Source organism: Enemella evansiae (assembly GCF_004362375.1).
Lineage (GTDB): Bacteria > Actinomycetota > Actinomycetes > Propionibacteriales > Propionibacteriaceae > Enemella > Enemella evansiae.
In genome coordinates this window covers 97,047-122,971 of the sequence record NZ_SNXA01000010.1, presented here as the reverse complement: position 1 = coordinate 122,971, position 25,925 = coordinate 97,047, and the positions used below count along the sequence as shown (strand labels likewise).

Here is a 25,925-nt window from a genome sequence, read left to right as displayed (position 1 = left end):
GTCTCCTTCTCGTCTTTCCTTTCTGGCTGCGGCTTCCCGTCCGGGTCCTTCCCGGTCCGCTCGTCTCGGCATGTGCTGCGCGCCGGCTCCGCGTGGTACGCCAACGGCTGGCAGTACGAGATGTATGTGAAGAACGCGACGACGATCGACTACCGCATCCACAGCGGCATCGTCGGCGGACGATGGGTGAAGGACCAGCAGGTCGACCTCGCCCAGATCGACGACGGTGTCTACAAGGTCTCCTGGAACGAACCGACCGGCACCTGTGTCGTGGTGAACGTGATGCCGGAGAAGCACCGCGTACACGGCACGATCTTCTTCCCCCACTGGATCGAGGAGGACGGCTCGAAGACCGTGGTCTTCCAGAACGACCACCTTGACCAGATGCGCACCCTTCGCGACCAGGGCCCCACCTACCCGATCTGGGTCGTCCCCGAGTTCGCGCGGATCACGCTCTTCGAAGAAGTGGGCGCCGACGACGACTCGCTCATCTCCGTCGCACCCGCAGACCTGCCAGCCGGCTTCGCCGACCGGACCAACTGATCCGATCGGCGACCCCGCGGGCGCTCAGCTCGACGCCGCCTCGAGCTTCGGGCTGTCGGCGAGCTTGAGCCAGACGACCCCGCCGATGATCACGGCGAGCCAGAACGCCTTCACCCAGGTGAGGGTCTCCTCGAAGAAGACCGGGCCGAACACGGCGGCGCCGATGGCGCCGATGCCGGCCCATACGGCGTACCCGATGCCGACGTCGATCCGCTTCAGCGCAACGCTGAGGAAGAACAGCGTGCACAGGAAGAACACCACAGCGACGGCGGACCAGAGCGGATTGGTGAATCCGGCACTGCCGTTGACCGACAGGGCATAGCCGACCTCGAAGGCGCCCGCGATCAGCAGCGCGAGCCAGGCGCGGCCCTTCCTCGCGGATTCGACGGTAGCGGTGGGTGTGGATGTGGTGCTCATACATTTCCTTTCTGAACAGTGATTCCGGCAGGTCAGGCGCCGGCGAGGTTGAGCCCGACGACGCCGGCGATGACGATGGCGATGCCGAGGGCCTTGCGCCAGGTGAGTTTCTGGGCGAGGAAGAGTGCGCCGACGACGACGATCCCGACCCCGGCCAGCGAGGTCCACAGGGCGTACCCGACGCCGACGTCGAAGGTGAGCAGCGCCAGACTGAGGAAGAACGTGGCGATCGCGCCGCTGACCAGGGTCGCGATCGTCCACCCGAGATGCTTGAAGCCGTTCGCCTTGCCGGCCGAGATGCCGACGGTGATTTCGAAGACGACCGCGACGGCCAGGTGGAGCCAACTCATGTCGATGTTCCTTTCAGGGTTGGATGTGCGGGGTGGCGCAGGTGCAGGTAGCGGGCGAACGGGGTGTCACCGTGCGCGACGCGCAGCGGGTGGAACAGGTCGGCGCGTTGCGCCTCGGTGATGCCGAAGGCGGCATAGCTGGCGCGATAGTCGAAGCCGAACCCGGCGACCTCGTCGCGGTCGATAGCGACGAGGATCGCATCGATACCGCGCTCGATCGCGTACCGGTAACACAGCCCGCACGGTTCGCCGGTCGCCAGCAACGTGCAACCGGCCAGGGTGGTGAGATCCGACCCGGCCATCGCCTCGCGGATCGCGACGACCTCGGCATGCGCCATCGGATCCCCGGTCTCGGCGACCCGGTTCACGCCGAAACCCGAGATCGCCACACCGTCCGCATTCACCACGACACCGACGAATGGGAGCCCGCCCGCCTCGACGTGCGCGGTGCAGAAGTCGACGGCCCGCGTCATCAGGTGCGCGGCGGTCACGGCTGGTCCCGCCGCAGATCGTCGACGACCTTCTTCAATCGGTTCGCCGACGGTACGCCGCGCAGCACCTGGCCCTCGACCACGATGCCCGGCACCGCGTCGATCCCGACCGTGTTCACCGCATGCTTCTGATCGGCCCGCTGACGGGTGCGGCGCTCCTCGCTGTTCAGGGCCGCCACCACCTCGTCCCGGTCGAGACCGACACCGGTGGCGACCGCGATGATCACCTCGTCGAGGCCGATATTCCTGTCCTGCTGGAAAAAGGCGGCGAACATCGCTTCGCTGTACGCCTCCGCGAGACCACGCTCCTGGGCCAGCTGCAGCACCATGAACGCCTTCTCGGTCCGCGGTTGCGGCGAGATCGACGGCAGGGTCATCGGAATGCCGACGCGGTCGGCCATCGGACAGACCGACTGCTGCCAGACCCGCGGCAGATAATCATCCTCCGGCCGCAGGGTCGGCACCGGATCGGGCCGCAGCTCGAACGGTCGGATCGTCACCTCCACATCGCGGTCCCGCTTGAGTTCGTCGATCGCCGGCTCCACCAGGAAGCAGAACGGGCAGACGTAGTCGACGAACACGTCGATCTTCGTGGTCATGGACATCTCCTTTTATCTGTGTGTGTACATGCATTTATGTGCTGCGAGAAGTACGCCTCCAGCAGCCACCGGAGCGTCAGGGTTTGACGAGCGCGCGCACCTGCTGGAGTGCCGAGGCGAGGGCGCGAGCATCCAGGTGCGGGAAGTGCTTGGCCGGGTTGCTCAGCAGCTCCTCGACGCGGGCATCGAAGGCCGCCTGGATCTCGCGGCAGAGCTCCTCGCCCGGTTCGTCGATCACGGCGTACACACCGCGACCGTCGTCCTCGCACACATCCCGACGCGCATGCCCCTTGCTCTCCAGTCGGCTCACCAGCCGGGTGGTCGAGGTGGAGGTGAGCCCGACCCGCTGGGCCAGCGCCGCGATCCGCAGCTCCTTGTCCGGTGACTGGCTCAGGAAGGTCAGCGCGCGATACTCGGTCAGCCCCAGTCGATAGGTGTCACCGAGCCACTTGTCGAGGTTGGCATCCACCGCCGAGGCGAACGCCGCGACCTGCGCCCAGGCGCCGCTCGCTGATTCGCTCATGCCATCCCCCATCCTCTAAGTGTGTGTACATGCACTGACCCTAGCAGTGGTTCGCACGCTGTCAAGCAGGTCCGGACGCGAACCGGCCCGGCCACCGCATCGCGATGACCGGACCGGCAGAGATGTGCGTCAGCGACCGCCGAGGCTGAGCGCACGGGAGATGGTGAAGAACATGTCGGTCTGGTCGGTGAGACCGACGACGTTCGCGGCCTGCGGACCGTAACCGGCGACGCGCAGCTGCGAGCCGGTGTGCTGCTGCGAACGACCGGCCGCGGCGGTGCCGTAGGCGATCGTCATCGGCGAGCCGTCCTTGGTGAGGAGGTTCGCGGTGAGACCGGGCGTGGTGGAGCCGGCCTCGACGATCTGGCTGGTGTGCGCGTGGTCGGCGGTGACCAGGACCGTGGTGTTCTTATCGGCCTCGGCGAACTTGAGCGCCTCCTGCACGGCCTCGTCGAGGTCGACCGCCTCACCGATCTGGCCACAGGCGTTGGCGGCGTGGTCCTGCTTGTCGATGCTCGCACCCTCGACCTGGAGGAAGAAGCCCTTGCCGCCCTTCTTGCCCTTGTTGTCGAGCAGCTCGATGGACTTCTTGGTCATGTCGGCGAGCTTAGGCTGCGTCGCGGGACGCTCGGGGTTCGGCGTGCACTTCGCGGCCGGCAGGGAGCCGCCGGTCGGAGTGGCCTCCGGGCCGGTGTAGCGCACCGGCAGGTTGCCGGAGGCGAAGAGCCCGAGGAGCGGCTTGGACTGGTCCGCCTCGGTGACGGCGGCGAGGCCGGCGGCGTCGGTCACAGTCTGGTACCCGCGCGCGGTCGCCTGCTGCGCCAGGGTCTGGCCGGCGTACTCACCGGCCTTGGCGGTCTCGGCGAAGGTCGCCGCACCGCCGCCGAGGGTGATGTCGGGACGGGTGGTGAGCGTCTGCTCGGTGATCGATCCGGGGCCGCCGTTCTCCAGCGCGGCCTCCGGGCACGTCGTGCTCGTCTTGTTCGGGCCGTAGCAGGAACGCTGCGAGATGTTCGCGACCTGCACGGCCGGGGTGGCGTCCTGGATCTCGGAGGTGGTGACGTTGCCGGTCTTGAGGCCGCGCTCCTTCGCGAGCTGCAGCAGCGTCTTCTGCGGCTTACCCTCGATGTCGACCGACACCGCGTTGTCGTAGGTCTTCGTGCCGGTCGCCCAGGCGGTACCGGTCGCGGCCGAGTCGGGAGCGTAGTCCGGCTTGCCGTCCTTGTAGAGCGAGTAGGTCGTGTACTGGCCGGTCAGCGGGAGGGCGTCGATGCCGGGGAGCTTCCCGGCGGCACCGTACTCGTAGTTGCGGGCCGAGGTGACCTCGGAATCGCCCATGCCATCGCCGATGATGAGGATGACGTTGCGGGCCTTGCCACCGTCGATGGCCTTCTTCACCGTCGTGGTCTGGTCGCCGGAAAGGCGGGCCGCGCCACCCTGGGCGGCGAGCCCGCCCGCGGCGTACGCGGCCGTCGCGGAGATGCCCAGCACCGCCACCGTGGCGAGCGCGAGCGCGGAACGACGCGTGTTACGAATGAGAGGAGTCATGGCCCAACCTCACTCCCGCCCGGTGAACTCCCGGCGAACGGTCCATGCCGAGCAGGCGAACGTCACCTGTCACTGATCGTCCGAGTTGAACTCTGTGTACAACCGGTGCGGGAGCTGTCCAATTCACCCGGGGAGTACGCCGGGTGAATCGTCTGGGTCAGTCTCCCCAGCAGGTCAGCCATCGATCGTCGAGGCGCTCACACTGCTGGATTCCCCAACCACCGCTGACGCTGACTCCATTCGATGGCCAAGTGGCAGCCGTCAGAACGATCAGCATGCCGGCCTCATCACGCCAGTTGCGGAACGCCACGAGATAGAACTCGCCGGTCGGCGAACCATCCGCCCGATGCGCCACACCATCGACGCCCATCTCGGCGTAGTCGGCCGGAAGCGGATCGTTGTCACCCAGGCTGGGAGCGATCTGCGCGAGCCTGTCGTACTTCCACTGGAAGAAGGCATGGTGGCTGGCAGTGCCCGGAAACTGGAACGCAAACAGCTTTCCCTGATAGAGGAACCCGGAGACCAATGCCCGCATTCCCCCGATGGCCAACAGAATCACGATGGCGATCACCGCGAGCGTCAGCATGATTCGCCCGAAGATCGTCATCCCTGACTCCAACTGTTCAGCCGACACGCCATCAAGCTATCTACGGGGCTCTGGCCACCACATCGGCCCAAAGACCACCGCGGAATCAGACCGTGGACCGCTCCGTTGCCGGGTAGGTCACCTCAAGGTCACCACCGATCACGGCGCCCTCGCTGAGTCTGGCCCGGTCGACGTGCTTCGGGCCCATGATGTGGCGGACGTCGGCCCCGTGGGCGAGCAGGTGATCGGCGATGATCCGGCGGTGGCAGCGCCACCAGACGGCCTCCGAGCACATCACCGCGGTACGCCCCAGAGCTCCCCATTCCTGCAGGGTGGCGAGCGCCGCGGTGAACTCGGCCGAAAGGGGATGATCGGCGAAGTTGTGGAAGCTTCGGTTCTCCCACCAGGCGTTGACCTCGAACGGGACGTCCTTGCTGACCGGGCGGCGGCCAGTGAGTGCGCTCAACCGATCGAGCGCGATCCCCTGCGCAGCAAGGGATCCGGCAAGCGCACTCTCGTCGAACCACGGGTAGCGTGTCGAACCCGGCAGTCTGCGGACATCGATGACCCTCTCGATCTCGGTCTCCTGCAGCAGACCGATGAACTCCTCGAGTGACCGGTTCGAGTGTCCGATGGTGAAGATCGGCGTACCCATCGCCGCTCAGTCGTCGAGCCGGTGCAGCGCGCCACCCTTGTGTGCGGCGATGTGATCGGTCTTGTCGCTCTTGATCTCGTACTGCGGGTCATCGGGTGAGGCGCGGTGGGTGTGGCCCTTGTAGTCGAAGTCCGCGGTGTGCACGCGAATGATCCGGCCGGCCACCTGCCCGGCCTCGGAGTTCCAGCCGACATGATCGCCGACCTCGAAGCGTTCCGCCATCGCAACTCCCTCCGCGTCCCACCCATCATGACACTCAGCGACTCGGCCACTCGCCCCCATTGACCGCGAACGTCTGGCCGGCGATCTGGCGGGCCCCCTCGGAGGCCAGGAATTCAACCATGGCGGCGATATCGTCCGGCACGCCGGCCCGCCCGGTCAGCGCGGCATCGATCAGCGACTGGCGGCGTTGGTCGGTCAGCGCGTCGCGGAAGAACTCGGTCGCCTCGATGAATCCCGGAGACACCACATTCGCGGTGACCCCACGCGGACCCAGCTCGCGGGCCAGCCCGATGTTCCAGGAAGCGATCCCCGCCTTGGCCGCCCCATAGGCACCCGCGCCCTTGTCGGCAGCGATCGAGCCGATCGAGATCACCGAGGCCCCGGCGCCCAGCTTCGGTCCCAGGGCCGTGGTCACCAGCACCGCCGAGATCAGGTTCGCAGCCAGATTTCGCTGCCAGGCATCAGCCACCTCCGCCAGGCTGCCGGGCTCCGCGCCATCGAAGTCGGTGTTGCCGCCGGCGTTGTTGACCAGGACGTCCACCCCATCCAGCGAAACGACGAACGCTTCCACCTGCCCGGGATCCGACGCGTCGAAGTCGCGCACCTCGACATTCCCCTCCAGCTCGTCGGCCGCCTTGTCGAGCACCTCACGGCGCCGGCCGGTGATGATCACCCGGTCCCCTGCGGCAGCAAATCGCTCGGCGATCGCCCGCCCGATTCCCGTACCACCACCGGTTACGATCACGGTCCTGTCCATGACATCCTCCTCAGAGCTGACGTTTAGGCCTAAACGTTAGCATCCGATCCGACGGGAGCCGCACGATGGCCTACGACCCCGATGACCAGGTCGACGCGATCGCACTGGCCTGGTTGAGAGAACGCCCGGGCACCTCGGTCGAGTCGATCGGCATCGTCACCCGGATCTGGCACGCCGCGAAACTGTTCGGCGACGATCGCACCCGCCTGTTGCGCAGCAATGACGCCGATGCCGCGACCCTGGACCTGCTGTCCACCCTGCGCCGTTCCGGCGACCCCTACACGCTGACCACCCGCGAACTGGCGGTGGCAGGAATGGTCACCGCCGGAGCGATCAGCCAACGCGTCGACCGGGCCGAGAAGCAGGGCCTGGTCCGACGCACCCCACGAGCCGGGTCACGCGCGGTCGACGTCACGCTGGCCGAGGCCGGCCACGAGACCGTCGAACGTCTCGTCGACGCCGTTCTCGGCCGCGAGCTGGAGCTGCTGGAATCATTGGACAGCGAGGAACGCGAGGCTCTCGCCCGCCTGCTGAGCAAGTTGCTGGCCGGACTGCAGGACGAACTGGGTACGCAGCGGATCGGCCAGGTCGGCGACTGACCCTGGGCACCGGTTCATCTCGACACGCTGCCCCGGGCTCCGCTTCGCCACACCGGGCCAGCTACTCGATGAACGTGGGAGGCCGGCTACTCGATGAACGGGGCATCAGCCCCCGGTCGCCTTGCGCAGCAGGGTTTTCAGCGCGTCCTGCTCGGCCGCGTCGAGGGTGTCGACCGGGGCCTGCTGGGCCAGCGCGGTGAGCACATTGCGGCGGCACCGCTGCCCTGCCGCGGTGAGTTCGAGGAGTTTGCGGCGCCGGTCACCGGGATGCGGCTCGCGGGTGACCAGGCCCTGTTCGGCCATCCGGTCGATCACATACCCAGCATTGGAGGCCTCGCAGCTCATCCGCTCGGCCAGCTCGGTGAGCGTCATCGCCTCGGACAGCTCGCGCAACGCGATCGTCTGCGAGGAGGTGATCCCCAGACGGTCCGCGACCCGGCGGACATGCGAATCCAGCCGCTGATTCAGCCGCGCCACCAACCCGCACAGCTCCACATCACCACCGGAACTTTTCACACCATGACTCTAGCCGGACCTCTCCCGAACTGTTACTGTCCGAACTCGGAAGATGGTAACTCGGACTATTTCGGAGAGAGATGAACCCCACGAAACCCGCATCCCCACGACACCCGGCGCTGCTGCTCACCGTGCTCGCCGCGGCCCAGCTGCTGATCGGACTGGACTACAACATCGTCTTCGTCGCACTCCCCCAGATCGCCGGGCTCGGCTTCTCCGCCGAGACCCTGCAATGGGTGGTCAGCGCGTACGCGATCGCATTCGGTGGGTTCCTGCTGCTCTGCGGCCGACTCGTCGACGCCCTCGGGCGGCGCCGGATGTTCCTGCTCGGACTGGCCGGGTACGCCCTCGGCTCACTGCTCGGCAGCATCGCCGTCGCCGAATGGATGCTGATCCTCGGTCGCGGCATCCAGGGCATCGGCGGCGCAGCCCTGGCACCCGCCACCCTGGCCCTGCTGACCACCAGCTTCACCGAGGGCGCGCCCCGCAACCGGGCGCTCGGCATCTGGGGCGCCGCCGGCTCATCGGGCATGGTGCTCGGTTCGATCCTCGGCGGCGTACTGACCGACCTCTTCGGCTGGCGGGCGGTGTTCGCGATCAACCTGCCGCTGGTCGCGCTGGTCGCGCTGCTCGCCGCGCGCTCGGTACCGGCCGATGCGCACCGCCCGCACGCCGGGCGCCTCGACCTCCCCGGCGCCGTGCTGACCACCGCCACCGCGGTACTGGTCGTGATGGGCTTCACCTTCGCCGCCGAGGGCGGCTGGGCCTCCACCGCCGCGCTCGGCACCCTGGTCGCGGGGCTGGTCGCCGCCGCGGTCCTGCTGCTCGTCGAACGACGGGCCGCCGATCCATTGCTCGACCTCCACCGCTTCCGCAACCGGCACCTGTCCACCGGCACCGCGTCGACCTTCCTGTTCATGGCCGGATTCGGTGCGACGGCCTACTTCCTGACCCTGTATTTCCAGCAGGTACGGGGTTTGAGCCCGTTCGTGACCGGACTCGCCTTCGTCATCCCGTGCGCCGGGGTGCTGATCGGCACCACGATCGGCGGCCGACTCGCCACCAGCACCGGACTGCGGACGGCGATGCTGTCCGGTCAACTGATCGGCCTGACCGGTGTCGCCCTGTTCGCCGGATTGGTGCAGGACGCGACCGGGTGGCCGCTGGTGCTCGCACTGGCCGCGCTCTTCAGCATCGGGCAGGGCGTCGTCTTCACGACCATGTACGCCACCGCGACCACCGGCACCACCGAGGCCGATCAGGGCACCGCCAGCGGGATCGCCACCACCGGTCAACAGCTCGGCGGTGCGATCGGCCTGGCGGTGCTGATCAATGTGGTCACCATCAGTGGGGGCGTACCGCTCACGGTCGCGATGAGCGGAATCGCCGTGATCATTGGGATCGCGACGCTCGTCGCGCTGACCATCCCGGGGCGTACGCCGACCGCCACCGCATCGGTCACGCCGCAGCGGCAGCCCGAGCCGTGCGCCGGCCGGAGCCAGACAGGCTGAGCCAGACCAGCCCGGCGGCAACGGGCAGGAAGCCGGCGACCCTGATCAGCAGCGGGAAGACCTGGGTCGCGTTGTAGATCGCCAGGGCGGCACCGAGCACGGTGAGCACGGCACCGGTCCACCAGCCCGCGCGCGAGCCGGCGACCCGCGGGATCAGATAGATCAACGCGACCAGCAGGGCGGCGCCGGAGATCAGGAACAGATAGGTCGTCGTCCAGGAGGTGGCGTCGTCCAGGCTCATCCCCGACGCATTCGGATAGGCGTACGCCCCGGCGAGCTGGGAGCGCAGCGCGTCGCTGCTGAGCGCGACGGCCGCGATGGCGAGCACGCTGGCCACGATCCCGGCCAGCACGGCGGTACGCGAACGATTCTGCGGCATGATCGGACTCCTTTGAGATGTGATGTCTCAACAACCGTATGAGACACTGTGTCTCGACGTCAAGGAGGCCCACGTGACGACCAGAACCCACCGCACCGAACAGCAGACCCGCGAACTCGTCGTCGCATCGGTACTGCGCCAGATCGCCGAACACGGCGTACCGGTGAGTGCCGATCTGCCGATGGAGCAGATCATCGAGGCCGCCGGCGTCTCCCGCGCCTCGGCGTACCGGATCTGGCGCAATCGCGCCGAGTTCCAGGCGTTCGCGATCGACCAGGCGCTGGCCGTGCACAGCAGCCCAACCCTCGGCCGCGAGGAGGTCGTGGCCATCGCCCGGCGCGCCGTGCTGCCGGATGACCGCGATCGGCGTGCCTGCGCGGCCCGCTTCATCGCCGACAGCGCGGATGCCGAGCTGACCATCTTCACCGGCTCGGAGCGCTGGCGGGCTTTCGTCGCGGTCCGGGCGCTGGCGATGACCTCACCGGATCCCGGTCTGCGGGAGCGGCTGGCCCAGATCGACACGCAGGACCGGGACCGGCTGACCGGTCACTACCGCACGATCGCCCACGCCCTGGAACTGCAGCCGATCGACCCCGAGGGCGTCGAGCACCTGGCCGGCAGCGCCCTGCAACTGGCCCGTGGCACGCTCGGCCAACTGGCGGGTGACACCGCGGACACCCACGCGCTGCGCACCGGTTATCTCACCGGTCTGGTGGCGCTGGTGCGCGGCACCTTTGCCGACGCCGTGGGCGGTGCGATCGACCCCGACTGGGGCACGACACTGGCCGATCGGGCATAACCGCGGCGGTTTCGTTGTTCCACCCATCGTGATGGATGTTCTCGACTCGTTGGTGATCGGCGCGGGCCAGGCCGGGTTGTCGACGTCCCATCACCTGAAGCGGCGCGGGATCGACCATGTCGTGCTGGACGCCGATGAGCGCGCCGGGGGCGCCTGGCAGCACCGCTGGGATTCGCTGACGATGACCGATGTGCACGGGGTCGCGGACCTGCCGGATGCACCGGCACCCGGCACTTCCACCGACCGCGCCAACCAGGTCATCCCGACCTGGTTCGCGGATTATGAACAGACACAGGGACTTCCGGTGATCCGTCCGGTGCGCGTCGACACCGTCCGCGACGATCCCGAGGAGCCGGAACTGTTGCGGGTCGAGGCCGGTGACCGGTTCTGGCGGACCCGTACCCTGGTCAACGCCACCGGCACCTGGACCCGCCCGTTCGTGCCGCGCTATCCCGGCCAGGCGTCCTTCACCGGCGAGCAGTGGCACACCGCCGACTATCCGGGGCGCGAGCAGCTGGCCGGCAAGCGGATCGTGGTCGTCGGCGGTGGCGCATCGGCGATCCAGTTCCTCGGCGAGCTGGCCCCGGTCGCCGAGACGATCTGGGTCACCCGCCGCGAACCCGTCTGGCGCAGCGGGGACTTCAATCCCGATGCCGGACTGGCGGCCGTGACCAGGGTGGCCGAACGAGTCACCCAGGGGCTGCCGCCGGCCAGCGTGGTCAGCGTGACCGGATTGATGCTCCGGCCGCAGGAGGAACAGGCGCGACGGCTGGGCGCGTACGACCATCGTCGCCCGATGTTCGACTCGATCGAACCGGACGGGGTGCGCTGGGCCGACGGCTCCTTCGAGGCGGCCGACGTGATCCTGTGGGCCACCGGGTTCCGGCCGGCCGTCTCGCATCTCGCGCCACTGCACCTGCGCTCCGAGCTCGGCGGGATCGCGCTGCTGCCCTCGGGCAGCGGCCCGCAGGCCGCCGTCACCGCCGCGCGGGACCCGCGCGTCCAGCTCGTCGGCTATGGCCCGTCGGCAAGCACCATCGGCGGCAACCGGGGTGGGCGCGCGGCCGCGACCGCGGTCCGGCGATATCTGCGCGAGCTCAATAGCCGCGCTGCTTGAGTTCGCCGACGATCTGGATGTATTCGGCGAGCACGTTGAACCCGTGGAAGTCCTCGCGGTTGTAGTCGACCAGGTCGCCGTGCGAGACACCGCGGCGTCCGGTGCTGCGGAAGACCCCGCGGAACTCGCCCCACTTCGCCGAATCCACCGAGACCAGCCCGTCGTTCTCCTCACCGAGCGCCTTGATCACCCGATAGGGCACCGCCAACCGTGGATCGCTCGCGGCCGAGCTCATCACCGAGGTGTAGGACTGGTAGTGGACCGCCGGATGATCGGGGGTGTTGCGGTTGAACTCGCGGGCCAGCTCGGTGCGGAAGGCCATCGTCGAGGTGAGGAAGTCCGGGGTCGTGTCACCGGCCACCGCGAAGACCCAGTTCACCACCGCGGCGAGCTTGAGATAGACCGGTTCCTTCAGTTTCGTTGCGGTGTCGGCGAAACGTACGCCGTGGTGCGGGGTGTTCATCGTGGTCAGGCTGGCCACCCGATCACCCATGCCGAGGGTCGAGATCGCGTACCGGGAATCGATCCCGCCGCGGCTGTGCGCGATCACGTTGACCTTCGGCGAGCCGGTCTGTTCGCAGACCTGCGCGATCCGGGCCGCGACCTGCTTCCCGTTCTCCTCGATGGTGCCCCAGGCCTCCTGCTCACCGTGGTAGATGCTCGCCCCGTGCCGCTTCAGATAGCGCGGGATCCGGCCCCAGGCGTTGAACAGCATCCGGTCCCGCCAGCCGACGCCGTGCACCAGCAGGATCGGATACCGGGTCGCGCACCGGTCGTCGGTGGGCAGTTCCCGTTCCCACTCGGCCCGGTCGACGGCGGCCAGATACTCGCGGCGGACGGTACGCCCGGCGCCGACCCCGGCGATCCAACCGAGCACCGGGATCCACAGGGTGCCCAGCAGGAACACCCGGCTGACCACCGACAGGCTCTTCGACAGCAGCACGGCGCGCAGGGCGCCGTTGAGATAGAGCAGCAGGCAGCTCAACACCGACCAGACGAGGTTGGTGACCAGCACGCCGGTCGGGATCAGCGCACCCCAGCGGACCCACACCACCGGCAGCACGATGGCCTGCAGAATCGTTGCATAGCAGAGCGCATAGAGGATCGGGGTGGCACCGCCGAGGATCTTGGTCAGCGGTCCGAGCCGGACGCCGTCGCGGATCGGGGCGAGCTGCAACCGCAGCCACAGGTAGCCGAGCAGCACCGCCAGCACGATCATCGGGGCGCGCCACCGGCCGCCCAGCTCGCGGTCGAGGTACCAGCCGAGCAGGGGTGCGTTCAGGATCACCGGCACGGCCAGCGCCAGCACCGGTGCACAGATCAGCGGCACCCGGCGGATCAGGTCGAGCACGGTGACCAGGGCGAGCGCGACGATCGCCACCAGCAGGACCATCCCGAGCACCGGCACGCCTACCTCCTGGACCGACAACCGTGCCCCAACAGGGTAGGTCGGCGCCGGGGTCACCGGCTCAGTACCGGGGTGCCGGTTCGACCCCGTCCAACCGGCCCTGCAGCAGTTCCCAGACGACGTTCTCCAGGAAATCGACACCGGCGAGCAGGTCCTCGTCGCGGGTGAACTCCCTTTCACAGTGGGAAACCCCGTCGACGCTGGGGATGAAGATCATCACCGTCGGGACCACGGTGTTCATCGGCACCGAGTCGTGGCCGGCCATCGTCTGCATCCGGCGCACCTCGACCCCGGCATCGGCGGCGACCTTCTCCACCAGCTCGATCCCCGCCTCCGGGTAGTGCAGCTTGGGTCGGATGTCGACATCTCTGGCGGTGATCCGGACCTCGGTCTCCCGGGCCAGTTCGGCGAACCGCTCGACCAGCCGGTCCCGGGCCTGGTGCACGATCTGCGGATCGTTGGAACGCAGATCGCCGACCATGTGCACGTAACGGTTCACCACGATCGGCGAGTTCGGTTCGACGGTGAAATAGCCGACCGCCGAGAGCAGCGCCTCCGGTTCGAACTCGTCGCAGATGTCGTGCAGCATCGTGATCACCCGGGAGGCGACGTAGAGCGCGTCATGCCGGTCCGCCATCAAGGTGGCACCGGTGTGCGACTGTTCGCCGTCGACCTCGATATCGAGCTTCTGGGTGTACCAGGTGGAATCCACCGCGCCGAAACCGATCCCCTCGCGCTCCAGGATCCGGCCCTGCTCGATGTGGATCTCGGCGTACGCGGCGGGTGTCGGTGGCTCATCGGTGCCGAGCTGGCCGATCGCCGCAAGTGCCTCCCGCACGGTGATTCCGTCGTCATCGGTGCCCTCGAGCATCGTCTCGCGGTCCATGATCCCGGCGAACACCGAGCTGCCCATGATCGAGGGTTGGAACCGGCCGCCCTCCTCGTTGAACCAGTCCACCACGCACAGGTTGTACGCCACCGCACCCGGTTCGGCGGCGGCGCGGCGCTGCAACCGGTCGGCCGCGTGCAGGGCCGCGAGCACACCGTAGGCCCCGTCGAACCTGCCGCCGCGCGGCTGGGAGTCCAGATGCGAACCCAGATAGACAGAGGGCGCACCGGGCACCAACTCGACCAGGGCGTACAGGTTGCCGATCCCGTCCACCCGGGTCGACCAGCCGCGCTCGCTCGCGAACCGCCGGAACCAGGCCCGGGTCTCGCCGTCGGCCGCGGTCGCGGCCTGCCGTTCCACCCCGCCGGCCTCGGTGGCCCCGATCCGGCTCAGTTCCGCGAAGGATGCCAGCACCTCGGCAGCGGACCTGTTCGTCTCCATCGATTCTCCTTCTGCTGCGCAGCTTGCGGGTTCAGGAAATCCGGCCGCGGGTCTCCGGGATGCGGAGTGCGAACATCAGCACCAGCACCAGGACGGCGAAGCCCATCACATAGAACGCCGGTGAGTAAGGGATCTTCGACGCCGACACCAGCGCGGTCCCGATCAGCGGCGCGGTGCCACCGAACAGTGCGTACCCCAGGTTGTAGCTGAACGCGGCCGAGGTGAAGCGGGTACGGGTGTCGAAGACCTCGATGAAGAAGGTGTAGCAACCGCCGCCATAGATGGTGATCGCGAGGACGAAGAGCAGTTGGCCGAGCAGCGCCAGAGCGACATTGCCGCTGGTGACCAGCAGGAACGCCGGCAGGGCCAGCACCAGGATCGCGGCCAGCCCGGCCAGCATCATCGTGCGCCGGCCGACCCGGTCACCGATCCGGCCCATGATCGGCAGCAGGATGGTGTAGGCGAGCATCGCGAGCGCGTTCAGACCGAGCGACTGGCTGCTGCTCAACCGGCCGGTGGTGGCGACGTAGGAGATGAAGTAGCCGGACAGGAAATAGAAGCCCATCGCGGTCATCCCCATCACGAAGACCACCTGCACCATCGTCAGCCAGTTCTCGCGGAAGGCGTCGCGGACCGGGGTGGCCCGGGCGAGTTCGGCGCGCTGGGCGGCCTCCATCTGCTTGAAGGCCGGGGATTCGTCGGTGCGCAACCGGATCCAGATGCCGAAGACCGCCAGCGGCAACGCGATCCAGAACGGGATCCGCCAACCGTAGGAACCGAAGGCGGCCGGCTCCATGGTGGTCTGCAGCAGCAGCACCAGCCCGGAGGCCACCACCGAGGGCAACGCGGTCGCGGCCAGCGCGACGTTGATCCACCAACCGCGCCGATCGACCGGTGCATGCTCGAAGACGAAAGCGGGTGAGCCCACCGATTCCCCGCCGGCGGAGAAGCCCTGGACCAGCCGCAGGAAGACCAGCAGCACCGTCGCGGTGATGCCGATCGTGTGATAACTCGGCAGGGAACCGATTCCGGCGGTCGCGACACCGATCAGCAGCAGGGTCGCGAAGAGCACGTTGCGGCGGCCGATCCGATCACCGAGGGCACCGAAGACGAGCCCGCCGACGGGACGGATGAAGAAGGAGACACCGTAGGCCGCGAACAGCGAGAGCAGCGCGGTGGTTTCGTTGCCGGGTGGGAAGAACAGCCGGGACAGCGTGATCGCCGAGATCGCATAGAGCGCGAAGTCATAGAACTCGATGAACTGGCCGACCGAGGCGCCGGCGAGCACCCGCCGCTGCATCGAGGTGATCACGCCGGAGGTGTGGTAACCCTGCTCGTAACGGCTCTCGCCGGTCCGTTCCGGGTCCTCGGTGCTCGTCATCGTGCCTCCCGCGGTCGTTGCTGGCGGACACTACCGCTGGAGGTCTGAGGTGTTAAGCCTTTCGGTCGGCCGTCTCACCGCACGCGTCTGCTCAGATCCGCACCCGCTCCGCCCAGCTGGGCAGGAAATTCTGCGGGTCGTCGATCCGCCCGGCCCGATTCGAGTCGCCGCGGTTCCAGAGCCCGAGGTAGAGCTCGACCGCCGGGCCGCTGAGGCGTACCGCCGCATCGGGCGAGGGCTCGGCGCGGGGACGTGTCCCCTCCGGGCCGATATCGAGCGACCAGACTCCTCCGGTGTCGGTGGTCGACACCTCGACGGTGATGGGTTCGTCGTTGCGCAACCCGGTGGAACGGCGGGGTGCGAAACCCATCAGCAGTTCGTCGACACCGTCGGCGGCGAACATCGGTTGCAACCAGGTCTCGTCCGCGGCCGGCGTACGCCCCAGCCGCGCGGCGAGGGCGTCGACGGCGTGGATGCTGGTCTCGTGGGCCTGGCGGCGGGCCCAACCGACCCGCGGCGAATCCCCGGTGCGCAGGAAGAACGGCACGTCGAGATCCTCCGGTGCACCGCCGAGGGTGTGCAACAGCAGTGCCCAGCCGTCGTCGAACCACTCCAGCAGATCGGCGGCCTCGTCCTCGGTCGGTGCGAAGTCGCCGCTGTCGGCGAGCTGGGCGCGACCGTCCAGCACCGCGACAGCCCACCGGTGCACCCGGCCCTGGTGCGCCACCAGGTCGCGGACCGTCCACTCCGGTGCGGTGGGCACCGGGGCGTCGAGACCGCTGCTGGCAGCGTTCGCCCGCAGCACCGTCCCGGCGCGCCCGATCCCCTCGCCCAGTTCATCCCAGCTCAACGTGGTCGCCATGGGTTCATCCTGCCCCACCCGCGACCCCGGCTGCGCCTCAGCGCCAGCCGAGCGCGGGGGCGACCTGGGTCAGCACCGTTTCCATCAGCCGGGCGTTGTAGTCCACCCCGAGCTGGTTCGGCACGGTGAGCAGCAGCGTGTCCGCGGCGGCGATGCCCTCATCGTCGGCCAGCTGTTCGATCAGCTTGTCCGGTTCGGCGGCATAGCTGCGCCCGAAGACCGCCCGCAGATCCTGCTCGATCTGACCCACCTGATCGGAGCTCTCACCCTCGTGGCCGAAATACATCCGGTCCTCATCGGTGGTGATCGGCATGATCGAGCGGCTCACCGAGGTGCGCGGCTGCCAGTCGTGACCGGCTTCCTGCCAGGCGGCGTGGAAGGCCTCGATCTGCTTGCGCTGCTGGACGTGGAACGGCTCACCGGTCTCGTCGGCCTTGAGTGTGGAGCTCATCAGGTTCATCCCCTTCTCGGCCGTCCAGCGCGCGGTGGCATCCGAGACCGCGCCCCACCAGATCCGCCTGCGCAGACCGGGGGAATGCGGTTCGGGACGCAACAGACCCGGCGGGTTGGGGAACATCGGCCGCGGGTTGGGTCGCGCGAATCCCTTGCCGGACAGCACTTCCAGGAACACCTCGGCGTGCTGGCGGGCCATGTCGGCGGCGGTCTCACCCTCGGCGGGCTGGTAGCCGAAGTAGCGCCAGCCGTCGATCACCTGCTCGGGCGATCCCCGGCTGATGCCGAGCTCGAGCCGGCCGCCGGAGATCAGATCCGCGGCACCCGCGTCCTCGGCCATGTACATCGGGTTCTCATAGCGCATGTCGCGGTTGCAACACTCGCCTTATCGGTCGCTCTCGCCGCCTTGCATGCGGTCGCGCAACGCCTCATCGATCTGTGTTGCCGCCGGTGCGCCGGCGAAACCGTTCTCAGCCACATAGACACGGCACGCCAGTGAGTGAACGAGTGTTGTCGGGAACAGGTCGATGCCGTCGACGAGAATCGTAGGCGAGCCTCCGAACCCAGTGTTCGCCGCTTCGGCCTCGGTCCCGATCGTCACCAGCTCGACAGGCACGGCCCCGAGTCCGAGAGCGTCCAGCGCTGCCCGTGCGTTGGCTTCGGCGATTCCCGTGTTCGGGCAGTCGGCGATGTGCAGCAGTTCCACCTTCATGAAGCTTCTTCCGTTCGTTCACCCTCAGCTGTCGTGCGAGGGGTCTGCGTGAGGAGGTTCAGACATACCAGGCCGACACCGGCGGTGACGATCACGACGTCGGCGACGTTCCCGATGAACCAGTTCCCGTAGGCGAGGAAGTCCACGACGTGCCCCTGGGCGAACCCTGGAGCACGGAAAAGCCTGTCGCCGGCGTGGGAGGCGGCGGCCCCGCCAAGCGCGCCGATCACGATCGCCCACCCGGGGTGTCGGACACGGAACGCGAACACGATCGCGGTGACGGTGGCCGCGACGGCCACCAGCGCGAACACCCAGGTGGAACCTTCACCGAAGGAGAACGCCGCGCCGGGGTTGTAAGCGAGTTGCAGGCCCAGCAGGTCGCCGATCAGCGGGAGGCGCTCACTTACTGTGAGCGTGGCCTCCGCCCATGCCTTCGTCCCCTGATCGATCAGGAGGACGAGCCCGCCGAGCGCGAGTGCCCCCGCCGTGAGCCGCCAACGCCCCCTCTGCTGCCGCTCTCCCGACGTCAGCTCAGCATCGGCAGCCGCGTCCGGGGTCATGCGAGGACCTCGACGAGGCGGACGATGACGCCGGAATCGATCAGGATGAACAGGCCCAGGCCGATGAACACGACGGGTACGAGCCAGTGCTCGACGCGTTCAAGCGTTTCGGTGACGGCCTTGTGGGTTCCGATCAGGCGTCCAGCAGCGCACCAGACGGCGACGAGGACGAGGAACACCGCGATCATGACGACGACGTCGCCGGGCGAACTGGTGCGGAAGATCGGCGTGTAGAGGGAGATGTTGTCGGCCCCGTTGGCGATCGTGATCCCGGCGACGCCCCACAGCCCGACCGCGGTGATCTTCTCGTCGTCGTCATCGTCGTCACAGTTGCGTCGCAGGCCCCGCACGAGGGTCCAGATGCCGATGCCGAGCGGGATCAGGCCGAGGAAGCCCACCCATTCGTCGGGGACGATGGTCAGGCCGAGCGCGGCGATCACGCTGATCACGACGAGGGTGATGAACCCGAGGTACTGGCCTGCGACGATCTGCCACGGTCGCGGCTTCCCTCGGCTGGAGGCCAGGAACAGCACGGTCAGCACGACGATGTCATCGATGTTGGTCGCAGCAAACAAGCCGATCGCTGAGCCGATGGTCGCAAGCATCAGCTCTCCAGCCGTGGGGTACGCGTGCGGGCGGCGCGGAGTCCGTTGAGGATCACGACGACCTCGGCGATCTCGTGCACGAGCACCACGGCCGCGAGCCCCAGGACGCCGAAGAGGGCGAGCGGGAGCAGGGCGGTGATGATCAGCAGCGAAAGGATGATGTTCTGGTTGATGATGTGCCGTCCGCGGCGGGCGTGGTCGAACGCACGCGGCAGCAGGCGCAGGTCGTGGCCGGTGAACGCGACGTCGGAGGACTCAATCGCGGCATCCGAGCCGGTCGCGCCCATCGCGATGCCGATGTCGGCAGCGGCGAGGGCGGGAGCGTCGTTGATGCCGTCGCCGATCATCGCCACAGCCCCCTTCTCGCCGAGTTCTGCGATCGCGGCGGCCTTGTCCTCCGGGCGCAGCTCGGCACGCACGTCGCCGATCCCGGCTTGGGCGGCGAGGGCGCGGGCGGTGCGAGCATTGTCGCCGGTGAGCATGGTGACCCCGATGCCCTGTGCGGCGAGGGTGCGGACGACCTCGGGGACCTCGGGACGCAGCTCGTCGCGGACGCCAATCGCGGCGACCGGCGTGCCGTCGCGGTGCACGATCACGACCGTCATGCCCTGCTCCTCCAGCCCAGCAACCTGCTCGCCGAGCGTCCCGGCGTCGAGCCAGCGCGGGCTGCCGACCGTGATCCGCGCACCGTCGAGGGTTCCCTCGATGCCGTGCCCGGCCTGCTCGGTCACACCGTCAGCCGCGGGGGCCCCGGGGGCCGCGGCGGTGATCGCGGCCGCAAGGGGGTGGGTGCTGTGCTGCTCGAGCGCGGCGGCCCAGGCCAGCGCCTGCTTCTCGGTCACGCCCTCGGCGGTGAGGACGGCGGTGACGGCGGGCTCGTTGCGGGTCAGGGTGCCGGTCTTGTCGACGGCGACGTGGCGGATCACGCCGAACCGTTCGAACACGGCCCCGGACTTGATGATCACGCCGAACTTGCTCGCCGACCCGATCGCGGCCACCACGGTCAGCGGCACCGAGATCGCCAGCGCGCAGGGAGATGCCGCCACGAGCACGACGAGGGCGCGGGTGATCCACAGCTCCGGGTCGCCGAGCAGCGACCCGATGATCGCGACGAGGGCGGCGAGGATCAGCACGCCCGGGACGAGGGGCCGGGCGATGCGGTCGGCGAGGCGGGCGCGGTCGCCCTTCTCTGCCTGCGCCTTCTCCACCAGGTCGACGATCGTGGTCAGCGAGTTGTCGGTGCCCGCCGCGGTCGTCTCGACCTCGAGCGCCCCAGCGGTGTTGATCGCGCCCGCGGAGACGGTGTCGCCGGGTTCGACTTCGACCGGGATCGACTCGCCAGTGATCGCGGACGTATCCAGGCTGGAGCGTCCCGTGCGGACGATGCCGTCGGTCGCGATCCGCTCACCCGGCCGCACCAGCATCAGCTGACCGACAGCCAGGTCCTTCGCCGGGACCTCGACCGATGCTCCGTCGCGGCGGATGGTCGCGGTCTCCGGGACGAGCTTGAGCAGCGCCCGCAGCCCGCCGCGGGCACGGTCCATGGCCTTGTCCTCCAGCGCCTCAGCGATCGAGTACAGGAACGCCAGGGCGGCGGCCTCCTCGACATACCCGAGGATCACCGCGCCGACCGCGCTGATCGTCATCAGCAGGCCGATGCCGAGCTTGCCCTTGAACAGCTTCCGGATCGCGCCCGGGGTGAAGGTCGACGCGCCCAACAGCAGACCGATCCAGAACAGCACCAGCGCCGGGACCTCCAGCCCCGCCCACTCCAGCACCAGGCCGGTCAGGAACGCGACGCCGGAGAAGACCGGGACCATGATCCCGCGGTCCCGCCACCAGGGACGCGCCGCCTCCTCGGCTTCCTCTCCCGAAGTGGTCTCAGGCTCGTCGTGCTCGCAGCCGCACGCCGCGCTCACTCGCCCGCCCCCGTCCCGCAGCAACCCGGCACTGTGCACGAAGAGTCCACGCAGGGCGCGTGCTCGTCGACAGCGAGCGTCACGTCCACCAGTGCGGTGAGCGCCGCCGCCAGATGCGGGTCGGCGATCTCGTAGCGCGTCTGCCGCCCCTCCGGCTCGGCGACGACGATGCCGCAGTCGCGCAGACAGGTCAGGTGGTTGGAGACGTTCGAGCGAGTCAGCTCCAGCTCGCGCGAGAGCACGGCCGGGTAGCTCGGGCCGTCGAGCAGGGTCATCAGAATCCGGGAGCGCGTCGGGTCCGCCATGGCCCGGCCGAGCCGGTTCATGACGTCGAGACGAGAAGCAACAGTCAGCATGCACTGAACTATACAGTGTTGGCTGACTTATTGTCGACTCGCCAGGGCTGCCGCACGCGCTCCGCGCGCTTGCCCTCGGGAACCCTGGTCGCCTACTTTCGCCAGCGCGGCCACTTCGGCAGCCCGCGGTCCTTCCAGGTCTCCACGAGGCCAGCGACCCAGCGGACGGACGCGAAGAGCCCGTAGCTGGCCCCGGCGAGGCCCACACCGACCACGAGCCAGCGCCCGATTCCGAGCCACACGCTCCCGTTTACGTCCAGCGCCCACTGAGCGCCCGTGATGAGCCCGGCGATGCCCATCCAGAGCCCAGCGATGACCACGACCACCGGCAGGAGTGCGAGGCACATCGCGGCGGCAGCCGACCAGAGCTGACGGGTCTCCAGCTTCGCCGTGGCGGCGATGATCCGCTCGGCCCGCTCGTTCGACGCGTCGAGGTTTGCCGTCATCGTCGCCGAGGCCTCCCCGGTGACCTGCTCGACGGCCTTCTCGACCCGCTCCTCGGTGCGCTTCTCGATCCGCTGCACGGCTCCGCCGACCTGGCTCACGAGCTTCTGGTTCGCTGCGGCCTGCGCCTTGAGCCCCTCAATCGCCGAGGCCGTAGCCGCGTGATTCTTCTGCGCCTCCGCGACCAAGCTCCGCGACGCGGCGTTCAAGCTCTCGCCGTTGAGACTCCGCGCGAACTCGCCGAGCGTGCTCGCGATCTCGTTCTGCCTGCTCTCGATACTCGCGATCCTCGCGGACACGTCGCTGGAGGGCGAGGAGGTCGACGCCGGGGCCGCGATCCTCTCCAGCCGCCTCGTCGTCTCCTCGTCCATGACCTTCACGAACCCCGCGAGCTTCTTCTGCTGCTCGGCCAGCCGGTCGAGCCTCGCGTTCTGCGCCTCGACGGCGGTGAGGATCGAGGTCAACACCTCCATCGTCGCCGGACTGCCGAGCTGCTGCGGCGGCTGCTCGTGCGCGTTCTGCTGCTTCAGCCTGTCGAGCGCTGCGCTCATGTTCCTGCTCCTTCTGCTGCTGGTGGTAGTCGAAGAACGCGGCTGCGCCCTCCGGTGTGAAATCCGCCGAGAGCGCACTCGTGCGCTTGCGGCGCTCAGCGCGCCCGGACCCGCCGCGGCGGTCCTCGATGTAGAGCGTCCAGGTCTCCTGACCGGCGCGCTTGCCCTTCTTGCTGACTGGGCTGTGCAGGCGCATCCGCGGCACCCGCTCCCCGTCGCCGCCGAGCTGCTGGTTCTGCTCCGCGATCACCGCCTCAAGACCGGCCTTGTCCACCGACCGGGGATCGGCCAGGGCGGCGCTCATCCGGTCGCCCATCTCGCGGTCGAGACCGCCCTCGGCGAAGTCCTCGCGGCGCAGCTCCCAGTCCTTCGGGGCGTGCTCCAGCCGCTTCACGACCGAGAGGCCGTGATCGCGCATCAACTCGTCGTTCGCCGACTGCACGCCCCGCTGGTTCCCGGCTTTGCGGTCGTGGAACGTGCGGTAATCCGAGAGGGCCTTTCCGGTCCGGTTGCTGTGATTGATCACGAGGATGTGGTTGTGCGGCTTCTTGCCCCGACCATCCACGTGGCTGACCACGAGGCAGTCCGAGTCCGGGTGCATCTTCTTCGCGAGCTGGTAGCCCAGATCGTTCACCCGCTGCACGTCCTCCGGGCTGCTCGAGTCGAACTCCTCGTCGCTGAACGACTGCCGGTAGTGCAGTGCCTCGACGTCGCGCTTCGTGTTCTGCGTGAGCGCGCGGGCGCGGGCCGAGAATGCGCCGGGGCCTCCCGGCACGTCGCACGTGATCGCGACCCCGCGCTCGTCCTCCTTGCCACGGATGTAGCGCTCCGTGTCTCCGGCGCTGGTGCTCGGGCTGTAGTGCGTGGTGCTCATGAGGCCGTCCGATCCCCGAGCAGGGTCCGGACCTCGCGCAGCAGCTCGATCAGCTCGGGCACCTCCGCCGACAGCGCGACCGCCTCGCCGGCCCGCGCGCGGCGGTCCAGGTCGTTGACGTTGATCGCCAGCGGGCGCACCTGCGCGGCAAGCTCCCGGGCGTCCGCCGAGGCCTGCACGCGCGCCTCGACGCCGAGCAGGTGCGCGGCCACGGCGGCGTCCAGCTCCTCGCTCCGGGAGGCGTGCAGAGCATCGCGCACGACGCTCCGCACCCAGGTGCTCGGAGCCAGCCCGAGCCGCTCCGCACGAGTGCGCAGCGCCCCGAGCGTGGCCTCATCGAAGCGCGTATCAAGCCGCCCGCCGCCCCCACGACGACGCTTCGCGCCGCCGTGACTCTGGCGCACAGCCTCCGCATCAGCCCGACCGGTTTTCACCTGGGAGTCGGCCTGCTGCTCCACCTGTACGCCAGAGTGGCAAGCAGTAGGCCTGTCGGACACATCGCTGACGCTCGTGTCCTCCAGCCCTGCTTGCGAGGGGGCTCCGCCCCCTTCGATCCCCTGGAAGAGCGGGTGCTGATCGGCGCTCATGCCGCACCTCCGATCAGCGCCAGCGGCACGTCCGGGCTGCGCACCGCGAGCCCGCTCAGCAGTTCGACAACCGCGCTCTCGGCGTCGTGCTCCGCGGAGGTCTCCGGACCGTAGGTGAGCTCGCGCGACGGAGCCACCTGCTGGTGGTACGAGTTGCCGTTGACGCCCGGCGTGTGCGCGGCCGCCGGAAGGCTGCACTGATGCCACTCGTAGGGCTCGATCTTCCCGATGTGCTGCACGAGGTAGCGGTTGATATCGTCGGCGCGGAACACCTTCACGACCGATGCCAGGCGACGGATGAACTGGTCCAGCGCCTCGTCCACGTTGCCCTTCTGGCGGGCGTAGAAGAAGAACTCGACCGGCTCGATGGTGGCCGTGATGACGATCAGTCGCGGAGCCACCTCGCCCTTGTTCTTGTAACGCGCCTTCGCCGGGGAGGCGTTGTACGGATCGAGCAGCAACAGCCAGTCGTTCGCATCCATCGCCGAAGCCCGCAGATCGTCGAGCAGCAGAACCTCCTCCCCGCGCCAGTCATCGAGCGGGTTGCCCGTCGCGGCCCGGTAGACCTGCCACCGCTCGCCGTTCGCGTTCGCCGCGTCAATCGCCGCCATGATGAAGTCCGTTGCGAACCGCGTCTTGCCGATCCCGGCATCCCCGTGGACGAACACCACATGCGTTGAGAAATCACCGGCGCGGAGCTTCGCTGCCGCCCGATACGCGCGGCGCTGACCATAGGCCGACAGTGCGTCGTCGATCTCCCGCTGATGCCGCGAGTAGATGTCGAACAGGCCATCGGTGAGCATGATCTGATCGCGCGTGATCTCGCCCTGGAGCACCCGCTCGCGCATGTCCTCGAAGTTCTCGGCGACGACCTTCTTCTTCACGTGGGCGCGGCCCTTGAGCCACGTCTCCCGGCGCAGGGCGTCGATGCCGAGGTAGTCCGGCCCGCGCACCGTGGCGACCTCCGAAGGGGCGTACTGGTGCTTGTCCGCGTACTTCACGTGCGTCAGGTACGACAGCATGTTGTCGAAGGCGTAGCGTCCGCGACCGGGCTTCTCGACGTACTGCGGCTCGACGCCGATGCCGAACGCGAGCCGATCCAGCGGCGCGCTCTTCGAACGACTGGCGAACTTGATCACCGCGTGCAGGTGATCCGGCTTCGGCTCGACCACGAGTGCCTTCTCCGTGTCGCTCCAGACCTCGCGCTCGTCCTTGTCGTGCACGATGCCGTAGGCCTCGACGACTTCGCAGCCGACCGCCTCGAGCCGCTGCACGATGTAGGTGAGGATCGGCCCGGCCCCCTGCTGGAGCAGCGCGGCCCCGTTCGCATCCTCGGCAGCCCAGGTCCAGTACGACGGATCGAGGTACTGCGTGAGTCCGATGCTCGTGGGGTTGTTCTCCTGCTTAGCCACGGCGACCACCGCCCGCGACATCGTAAGGAGCGTGCGGCGCCTTAAATGACCCCCTATTGACCCCCAAATGAGACCCCAAATGATCCCGCGAGGTCACGCGGCGGTGCGAGGGCGGAACCGGCTCCTGACCAGGCATGTTGGTGCATGGCGCGGCAATCGACAAGCCCTTGCCGCGCCCGTAGGAACGAATGAAGCTCCCGAAACTCTTGGAGTGCGGAACACGGCTTCCGGCGGTCATCACGACGACGGGCAGCCCGCCTCCGGCGGGTGCCAGGGCAGGCCCTCCGGGCGGGGTCAGGTCGGCGGACACGAGGGCGCTGGTGCAGTCGGTGGTGCTCATCGGGCACCGCCCTTGCGGTAGCGCTTGATGACGGCCTGATGCGTGACGCCGAGGGCATCGCCGATCCTCGCCCAGGTCACCCCATCGGCGCGGGCGTCGGCGACGGCGATCTCGACGGCTTCTTCCAGCACGGAGCGGAGCACGCCGAGGTCGTAGAGATGCGCTTCCGCGTCGGCGAGAGTGGGATCGCCCAGACGCCAGCGGAAGCCGTTCACGTGGTCGAAGGCAGCGGAGTTGGCGCTCATCAGCGACCACCACCCATCACGGCGGCGACGGCGGCGCGCTGGCGCGGGGTCAGCGGCGTGCTGGTCAGGCGCTCACCGGCACGACGACCGGCGGCGAGGGCAACGGCGATGACGGGATCGAGCCCATCAGCTTGCGAAACGGGGATCAGGTCCTGGTCGAGCCCAGGACGGTCCAGCGCGGAGGCGCGGGGAGCGTCGATGACGACAGACATCGGAAGTCCTCAAACATGAGTGTGCTTCCGGTTCCCCGCCACGGTAGTTGGGCTGTTTGACC

33 protein-coding genes are annotated in these 25,925 nt (G+C 68.5%); 5 read left to right on the top strand and 28 right to left on the bottom strand.

Annotation, left to right across the window (positions count from 1 at the left end):
* The first annotated feature begins 72 nt into the window (after positions 1–72).
* Entirely contained in the window at positions 73–543 is a 471-nt protein-coding gene (locus C8D81_RS12040) for a phenolic acid decarboxylase (protein ID WP_229117617.1), read from the top strand.
* A 24-nt stretch (positions 544–567) separates the two neighbouring features.
* Here C8D81_RS12040 and C8D81_RS12035 read toward each other — a convergent pair whose 3' ends face one another.
* The 10 genes from C8D81_RS12035 to C8D81_RS11990 all read right to left on the bottom strand — a co-directional run bounded on the left by C8D81_RS12035 (position 568) and on the right by C8D81_RS11990 (position 6,691).
* Entirely contained in the window at positions 568–960 is a 393-nt protein-coding gene (locus C8D81_RS12035; RefSeq protein WP_094404354.1) for a DMT family transporter, read from the bottom strand.
* 32 nt (positions 961–992) lie between these two features.
* Positions 993–1,310, bottom strand: a complete 318-nt coding sequence (locus C8D81_RS12030; RefSeq protein ID WP_094404353.1) for a DMT family transporter — start codon at positions 1,308–1,310, stop codon at positions 993–995.
* A complete protein-coding gene (locus C8D81_RS12025; RefSeq protein WP_208109245.1) occupies positions 1,307–1,801 on the bottom strand; it encodes a deaminase in 495 nt (164 codons plus the stop codon). Before C8D81_RS12025 ends, C8D81_RS12030 begins: the two co-directional genes overlap by 4 nt.
* Complete coding sequence (locus C8D81_RS12020; protein WP_094404352.1) at positions 1,798–2,400, bottom strand: DsbA family oxidoreductase; 603 nt, start codon at positions 2,398–2,400, stop codon at positions 1,798–1,800. The genes C8D81_RS12025 and C8D81_RS12020 overlap by 4 nt, the downstream gene beginning before the upstream one ends.
* A 76-nt stretch (positions 2,401–2,476) precedes the next feature.
* The gene (locus C8D81_RS12015; RefSeq protein WP_094356811.1) at positions 2,477–2,923 is read right to left on the bottom strand and encodes a MarR family winged helix-turn-helix transcriptional regulator; all 447 of its coding nucleotides are present in this window, start codon (positions 2,921–2,923) and stop codon (positions 2,477–2,479) included.
* Positions 2,924–3,052: 129 nt separating this feature from the next.
* Entirely contained in the window at positions 3,053–4,471 is a 1,419-nt protein-coding gene (gene phoA, locus C8D81_RS12010) for an alkaline phosphatase (RefSeq protein ID WP_094404351.1), read from the bottom strand.
* Between the two features lie 157 nt (positions 4,472–4,628).
* Positions 4,629–5,105, bottom strand: coding sequence for a hypothetical protein (locus tag C8D81_RS12005; protein WP_144008655.1), 477 nt, complete (start codon positions 5,103–5,105; stop codon positions 4,629–4,631).
* 58 nt (positions 5,106–5,163) lie between these two features.
* Positions 5,164–5,712, bottom strand: coding sequence for a DUF488 domain-containing protein (locus C8D81_RS12000; RefSeq protein ID WP_094404349.1), 549 nt, complete (start codon positions 5,710–5,712; stop codon positions 5,164–5,166).
* Positions 5,713–5,718: 6 nt separating this feature from the next.
* Positions 5,719–5,934 (bottom strand): hypervirulence associated TUDOR domain-containing protein, encoded by a 216-nt coding sequence (locus C8D81_RS11995; protein ID WP_094404348.1) that lies wholly within the window; start codon positions 5,932–5,934, stop codon positions 5,719–5,721.
* Positions 5,935–5,968: 34 nt separating this feature from the next.
* Positions 5,969–6,691, bottom strand: a complete 723-nt coding sequence (locus C8D81_RS11990; RefSeq protein WP_094431315.1) for an SDR family NAD(P)-dependent oxidoreductase — start codon at positions 6,689–6,691, stop codon at positions 5,969–5,971.
* A gap of 65 nt (positions 6,692–6,756) precedes the next feature.
* Between C8D81_RS11990 and C8D81_RS11985 the strand changes: the two genes are divergently transcribed.
* Positions 6,757–7,290, top strand: a complete 534-nt coding sequence (locus C8D81_RS11985; RefSeq protein ID WP_094404346.1) for a MarR family winged helix-turn-helix transcriptional regulator — start codon at positions 6,757–6,759, stop codon at positions 7,288–7,290.
* Positions 7,291–7,395: 105 nt separating this feature from the next.
* On the opposite strand, the gene C8D81_RS11980 is transcribed toward C8D81_RS11985, so the two are convergent.
* Positions 7,396–7,806 carry a MarR family winged helix-turn-helix transcriptional regulator gene (locus tag C8D81_RS11980; protein ID WP_094356818.1) on the bottom strand — a complete coding sequence of 137 codons (411 nt, stop codon included), beginning with the start codon at positions 7,804–7,806 and terminating at the stop codon, positions 7,396–7,398.
* An 80-nt stretch (positions 7,807–7,886) separates the two neighbouring features.
* Between C8D81_RS11980 and C8D81_RS11975 the strand changes: the two genes are divergently transcribed.
* Complete coding sequence (locus C8D81_RS11975) at positions 7,887–9,317, top strand: MFS transporter (RefSeq protein WP_133626143.1); 1,431 nt, start codon at positions 7,887–7,889, stop codon at positions 9,315–9,317.
* Here C8D81_RS11975 and C8D81_RS11970 read toward each other — a convergent pair.
* A complete protein-coding gene (locus tag C8D81_RS11970) occupies positions 9,265–9,696 on the bottom strand; it encodes a hypothetical protein (RefSeq protein ID WP_133626142.1) in 432 nt (143 codons plus the stop codon). The genes C8D81_RS11975 and C8D81_RS11970 overlap by 53 nt on opposite strands.
* Before the next feature lie 73 nt (positions 9,697–9,769).
* On the opposite strand from C8D81_RS11970, the gene C8D81_RS11965 reads away from it, so the two are divergent.
* Positions 9,770–10,495 (top strand): hypothetical protein, encoded by a 726-nt coding sequence (locus C8D81_RS11965; RefSeq protein WP_094459721.1) that lies wholly within the window; start codon positions 9,770–9,772, stop codon positions 10,493–10,495.
* A 31-nt stretch (positions 10,496–10,526) separates the two neighbouring features.
* Complete coding sequence (locus C8D81_RS11960; RefSeq protein ID WP_133626141.1) at positions 10,527–11,612, top strand: NAD(P)-binding domain-containing protein; 1,086 nt, start codon at positions 10,527–10,529, stop codon at positions 11,610–11,612.
* On the opposite strand, the gene C8D81_RS11955 is transcribed toward C8D81_RS11960, so the two are convergent.
* From C8D81_RS11955 to C8D81_RS11875, 16 genes are all read right to left on the bottom strand, one after another.
* Positions 11,593–13,020, bottom strand: coding sequence for an esterase/lipase family protein (locus C8D81_RS11955; RefSeq protein WP_133626140.1), 1,428 nt, complete (start codon positions 13,018–13,020; stop codon positions 11,593–11,595). The genes C8D81_RS11960 and C8D81_RS11955 overlap by 20 nt on opposite strands.
* A gap of 61 nt (positions 13,021–13,081) precedes the next feature.
* A complete protein-coding gene (locus C8D81_RS11950) occupies positions 13,082–14,350 on the bottom strand; it encodes a M20 family metallo-hydrolase (RefSeq protein WP_133626139.1) in 1,269 nt (422 codons plus the stop codon).
* 31 nt (positions 14,351–14,381) lie between these two features.
* Positions 14,382–15,731: an MFS transporter gene (locus tag C8D81_RS11945; protein WP_208109244.1), complete on the bottom strand. Its 1,350-nt coding sequence runs from the start codon at positions 15,729–15,731 to the stop codon at positions 14,382–14,384.
* Positions 15,732–15,822: 91 nt separating this feature from the next.
* Positions 15,823–16,593: a maleylpyruvate isomerase family mycothiol-dependent enzyme gene (locus C8D81_RS11940; protein ID WP_133626138.1), complete on the bottom strand. Its 771-nt coding sequence runs from the start codon at positions 16,591–16,593 to the stop codon at positions 15,823–15,825.
* A 37-nt stretch (positions 16,594–16,630) separates the two neighbouring features.
* A complete protein-coding gene (locus C8D81_RS11935; RefSeq protein WP_133626137.1) occupies positions 16,631–17,410 on the bottom strand; it encodes an LLM class flavin-dependent oxidoreductase in 780 nt (259 codons plus the stop codon).
* A 21-nt stretch (positions 17,411–17,431) separates the two neighbouring features.
* Positions 17,432–17,758 carry a hypothetical protein gene (locus C8D81_RS11930; protein ID WP_077350327.1) on the bottom strand — a complete coding sequence of 109 codons (327 nt, stop codon included), beginning with the start codon at positions 17,756–17,758 and terminating at the stop codon, positions 17,432–17,434.
* On the bottom strand, positions 17,755–18,318 hold the full coding sequence (locus C8D81_RS11925; protein ID WP_133626136.1) for a signal peptidase II: 564 nt from the start codon (positions 18,316–18,318) through the stop codon (positions 17,755–17,757). Before C8D81_RS11925 ends, C8D81_RS11930 begins: the two co-directional genes overlap by 4 nt.
* Complete coding sequence (locus C8D81_RS11920) at positions 18,315–18,923, bottom strand: cadmium resistance transporter (RefSeq protein WP_133626135.1); 609 nt, start codon at positions 18,921–18,923, stop codon at positions 18,315–18,317. The genes C8D81_RS11925 and C8D81_RS11920 overlap by 4 nt, the downstream gene beginning before the upstream one ends.
* The gene (locus tag C8D81_RS11915) at positions 18,923–20,842 is read right to left on the bottom strand and encodes a heavy metal translocating P-type ATPase (RefSeq protein ID WP_208109243.1); all 1,920 of its coding nucleotides are present in this window, start codon (positions 20,840–20,842) and stop codon (positions 18,923–18,925) included. The genes C8D81_RS11920 and C8D81_RS11915 overlap by 1 nt, the downstream gene beginning before the upstream one ends.
* A complete protein-coding gene (gene cmtR / locus C8D81_RS11910; RefSeq protein ID WP_077350333.1) occupies positions 20,839–21,198 on the bottom strand; it encodes a Cd(II)/Pb(II)-sensing metalloregulatory transcriptional regulator CmtR in 360 nt (119 codons plus the stop codon). The genes C8D81_RS11915 and cmtR overlap by 4 nt, the downstream gene beginning before the upstream one ends.
* Positions 21,199–21,290: 92 nt before the next feature.
* On the bottom strand, positions 21,291–21,743 hold the full coding sequence (locus C8D81_RS11905; protein ID WP_077352894.1) for a hypothetical protein: 453 nt from the start codon (positions 21,741–21,743) through the stop codon (positions 21,291–21,293).
* 37 nt (positions 21,744–21,780) lie between these two features.
* Entirely contained in the window at positions 21,781–23,067 is a 1,287-nt protein-coding gene (locus tag C8D81_RS11900) for a relaxase/mobilization nuclease domain-containing protein (RefSeq protein ID WP_133626133.1), read from the bottom strand.
* Positions 23,064–23,654 carry a hypothetical protein gene (locus C8D81_RS11895; RefSeq protein WP_119030964.1) on the bottom strand — a complete coding sequence of 197 codons (591 nt, stop codon included), beginning with the start codon at positions 23,652–23,654 and terminating at the stop codon, positions 23,064–23,066. The genes C8D81_RS11900 and C8D81_RS11895 overlap by 4 nt, the downstream gene beginning before the upstream one ends.
* On the bottom strand, positions 23,651–25,087 hold the full coding sequence (locus tag C8D81_RS11890) for a Rep family protein (RefSeq protein ID WP_212754163.1): 1,437 nt from the start codon (positions 25,085–25,087) through the stop codon (positions 23,651–23,653). Before C8D81_RS11890 ends, C8D81_RS11895 begins: the two co-directional genes overlap by 4 nt.
* 315 nt (positions 25,088–25,402) lie before the next feature.
* Positions 25,403–25,651: a hypothetical protein gene (locus tag C8D81_RS11880; RefSeq protein WP_077350343.1), complete on the bottom strand. Its 249-nt coding sequence runs from the start codon at positions 25,649–25,651 to the stop codon at positions 25,403–25,405.
* Complete coding sequence (locus C8D81_RS11875) at positions 25,651–25,863, bottom strand: hypothetical protein (protein ID WP_077350345.1); 213 nt, start codon at positions 25,861–25,863, stop codon at positions 25,651–25,653. The genes C8D81_RS11880 and C8D81_RS11875 overlap by 1 nt, the downstream gene beginning before the upstream one ends.
* Positions 25,864–25,925: the final 62 nt, after the last annotated feature.

What these genes read in the sequence shown, in the direction of transcription:
- C8D81_RS12035 (WP_094404354.1), bottom strand. Translation starts at nt 960, where the DNA reads ATGAGCACCACATCCACACCCACCGCTACCGTCGAATCCGCGAGGAAG.
- C8D81_RS12030 (WP_094404353.1), bottom strand. Translation starts at nt 1,310, where the DNA reads ATGAGTTGGCTCCACCTGGCCGTCGCGGTCGTCTTCGAAATCACCGTC.
- C8D81_RS12020 (WP_094404352.1), bottom strand. Translation starts at nt 2,400, where the DNA reads ATGACCACGAAGATCGACGTGTTCGTCGACTACGTCTGCCCGTTCTGC.
- C8D81_RS12015 (WP_094356811.1), bottom strand. Translation starts at nt 2,923, where the DNA reads ATGAGCGAATCAGCGAGCGGCGCCTGGGCGCAGGTCGCGGCGTTCGCC.
- phoA (WP_094404351.1), bottom strand. Translation starts at nt 4,471, where the DNA reads ATGACTCCTCTCATTCGTAACACGCGTCGTTCCGCGCTCGCGCTCGCC.
- C8D81_RS12000 (WP_094404349.1), bottom strand. Translation starts at nt 5,712, where the DNA reads ATGGGTACGCCGATCTTCACCATCGGACACTCGAACCGGTCACTCGAG.
- C8D81_RS11995 (WP_094404348.1), bottom strand. Translation starts at nt 5,934, where the DNA reads ATGGCGGAACGCTTCGAGGTCGGCGATCATGTCGGCTGGAACTCCGAG.
- C8D81_RS11990 (WP_094431315.1), bottom strand. Translation starts at nt 6,691, where the DNA reads ATGGACAGGACCGTGATCGTAACCGGTGGTGGTACGGGAATCGGGCGG.
- C8D81_RS11985 (WP_094404346.1), top strand. Translation starts at nt 6,757, where the DNA reads ATGGCCTACGACCCCGATGACCAGGTCGACGCGATCGCACTGGCCTGG.
- C8D81_RS11975 (WP_133626143.1), top strand. Translation starts at nt 7,887, where the DNA reads ATGAACCCCACGAAACCCGCATCCCCACGACACCCGGCGCTGCTGCTC.
- C8D81_RS11970 (WP_133626142.1), bottom strand. Translation starts at nt 9,696, where the DNA reads ATGCCGCAGAATCGTTCGCGTACCGCCGTGCTGGCCGGGATCGTGGCC.
- C8D81_RS11960 (WP_133626141.1), top strand. Translation starts at nt 10,527, where the DNA reads ATGGATGTTCTCGACTCGTTGGTGATCGGCGCGGGCCAGGCCGGGTTG.
- C8D81_RS11950 (WP_133626139.1), bottom strand. Translation starts at nt 14,350, where the DNA reads ATGGAGACGAACAGGTCCGCTGCCGAGGTGCTGGCATCCTTCGCGGAA.
- C8D81_RS11945 (WP_208109244.1), bottom strand. Translation starts at nt 15,731, where the DNA reads ATGACGAGCACCGAGGACCCGGAACGGACCGGCGAGAGCCGTTACGAG.
- C8D81_RS11940 (WP_133626138.1), bottom strand. Translation starts at nt 16,593, where the DNA reads ATGGCGACCACGTTGAGCTGGGATGAACTGGGCGAGGGGATCGGGCGC.
- C8D81_RS11935 (WP_133626137.1), bottom strand. Translation starts at nt 17,410, where the DNA reads ATGCGCTATGAGAACCCGATGTACATGGCCGAGGACGCGGGTGCCGCG.
- C8D81_RS11930 (WP_077350327.1), bottom strand. Translation starts at nt 17,758, where the DNA reads ATGAAGGTGGAACTGCTGCACATCGCCGACTGCCCGAACACGGGAATC.
- C8D81_RS11925 (WP_133626136.1), bottom strand. Translation starts at nt 18,318, where the DNA reads ATGACCCCGGACGCGGCTGCCGATGCTGAGCTGACGTCGGGAGAGCGG.
- C8D81_RS11920 (WP_133626135.1), bottom strand. Translation starts at nt 18,923, where the DNA reads ATGCTTGCGACCATCGGCTCAGCGATCGGCTTGTTTGCTGCGACCAAC.
- cmtR (WP_077350333.1), bottom strand. Translation starts at nt 21,198, where the DNA reads ATGCTGACTGTTGCTTCTCGTCTCGACGTCATGAACCGGCTCGGCCGG.
- C8D81_RS11900 (WP_133626133.1), bottom strand. Translation starts at nt 23,067, where the DNA reads ATGAGCACCACGCACTACAGCCCGAGCACCAGCGCCGGAGACACGGAG.
- C8D81_RS11895 (WP_119030964.1), bottom strand. Translation starts at nt 23,654, where the DNA reads ATGAGCGCCGATCAGCACCCGCTCTTCCAGGGGATCGAAGGGGGCGGA.
- C8D81_RS11890 (WP_212754163.1), bottom strand. Translation starts at nt 25,087, where the DNA reads ATGTCGCGGGCGGTGGTCGCCGTGGCTAAGCAGGAGAACAACCCCACG.
- C8D81_RS11880 (WP_077350343.1), bottom strand. Translation starts at nt 25,651, where the DNA reads ATGAGCGCCAACTCCGCTGCCTTCGACCACGTGAACGGCTTCCGCTGG.
- C8D81_RS11875 (WP_077350345.1), bottom strand. Translation starts at nt 25,863, where the DNA reads ATGTCTGTCGTCATCGACGCTCCCCGCGCCTCCGCGCTGGACCGTCCT.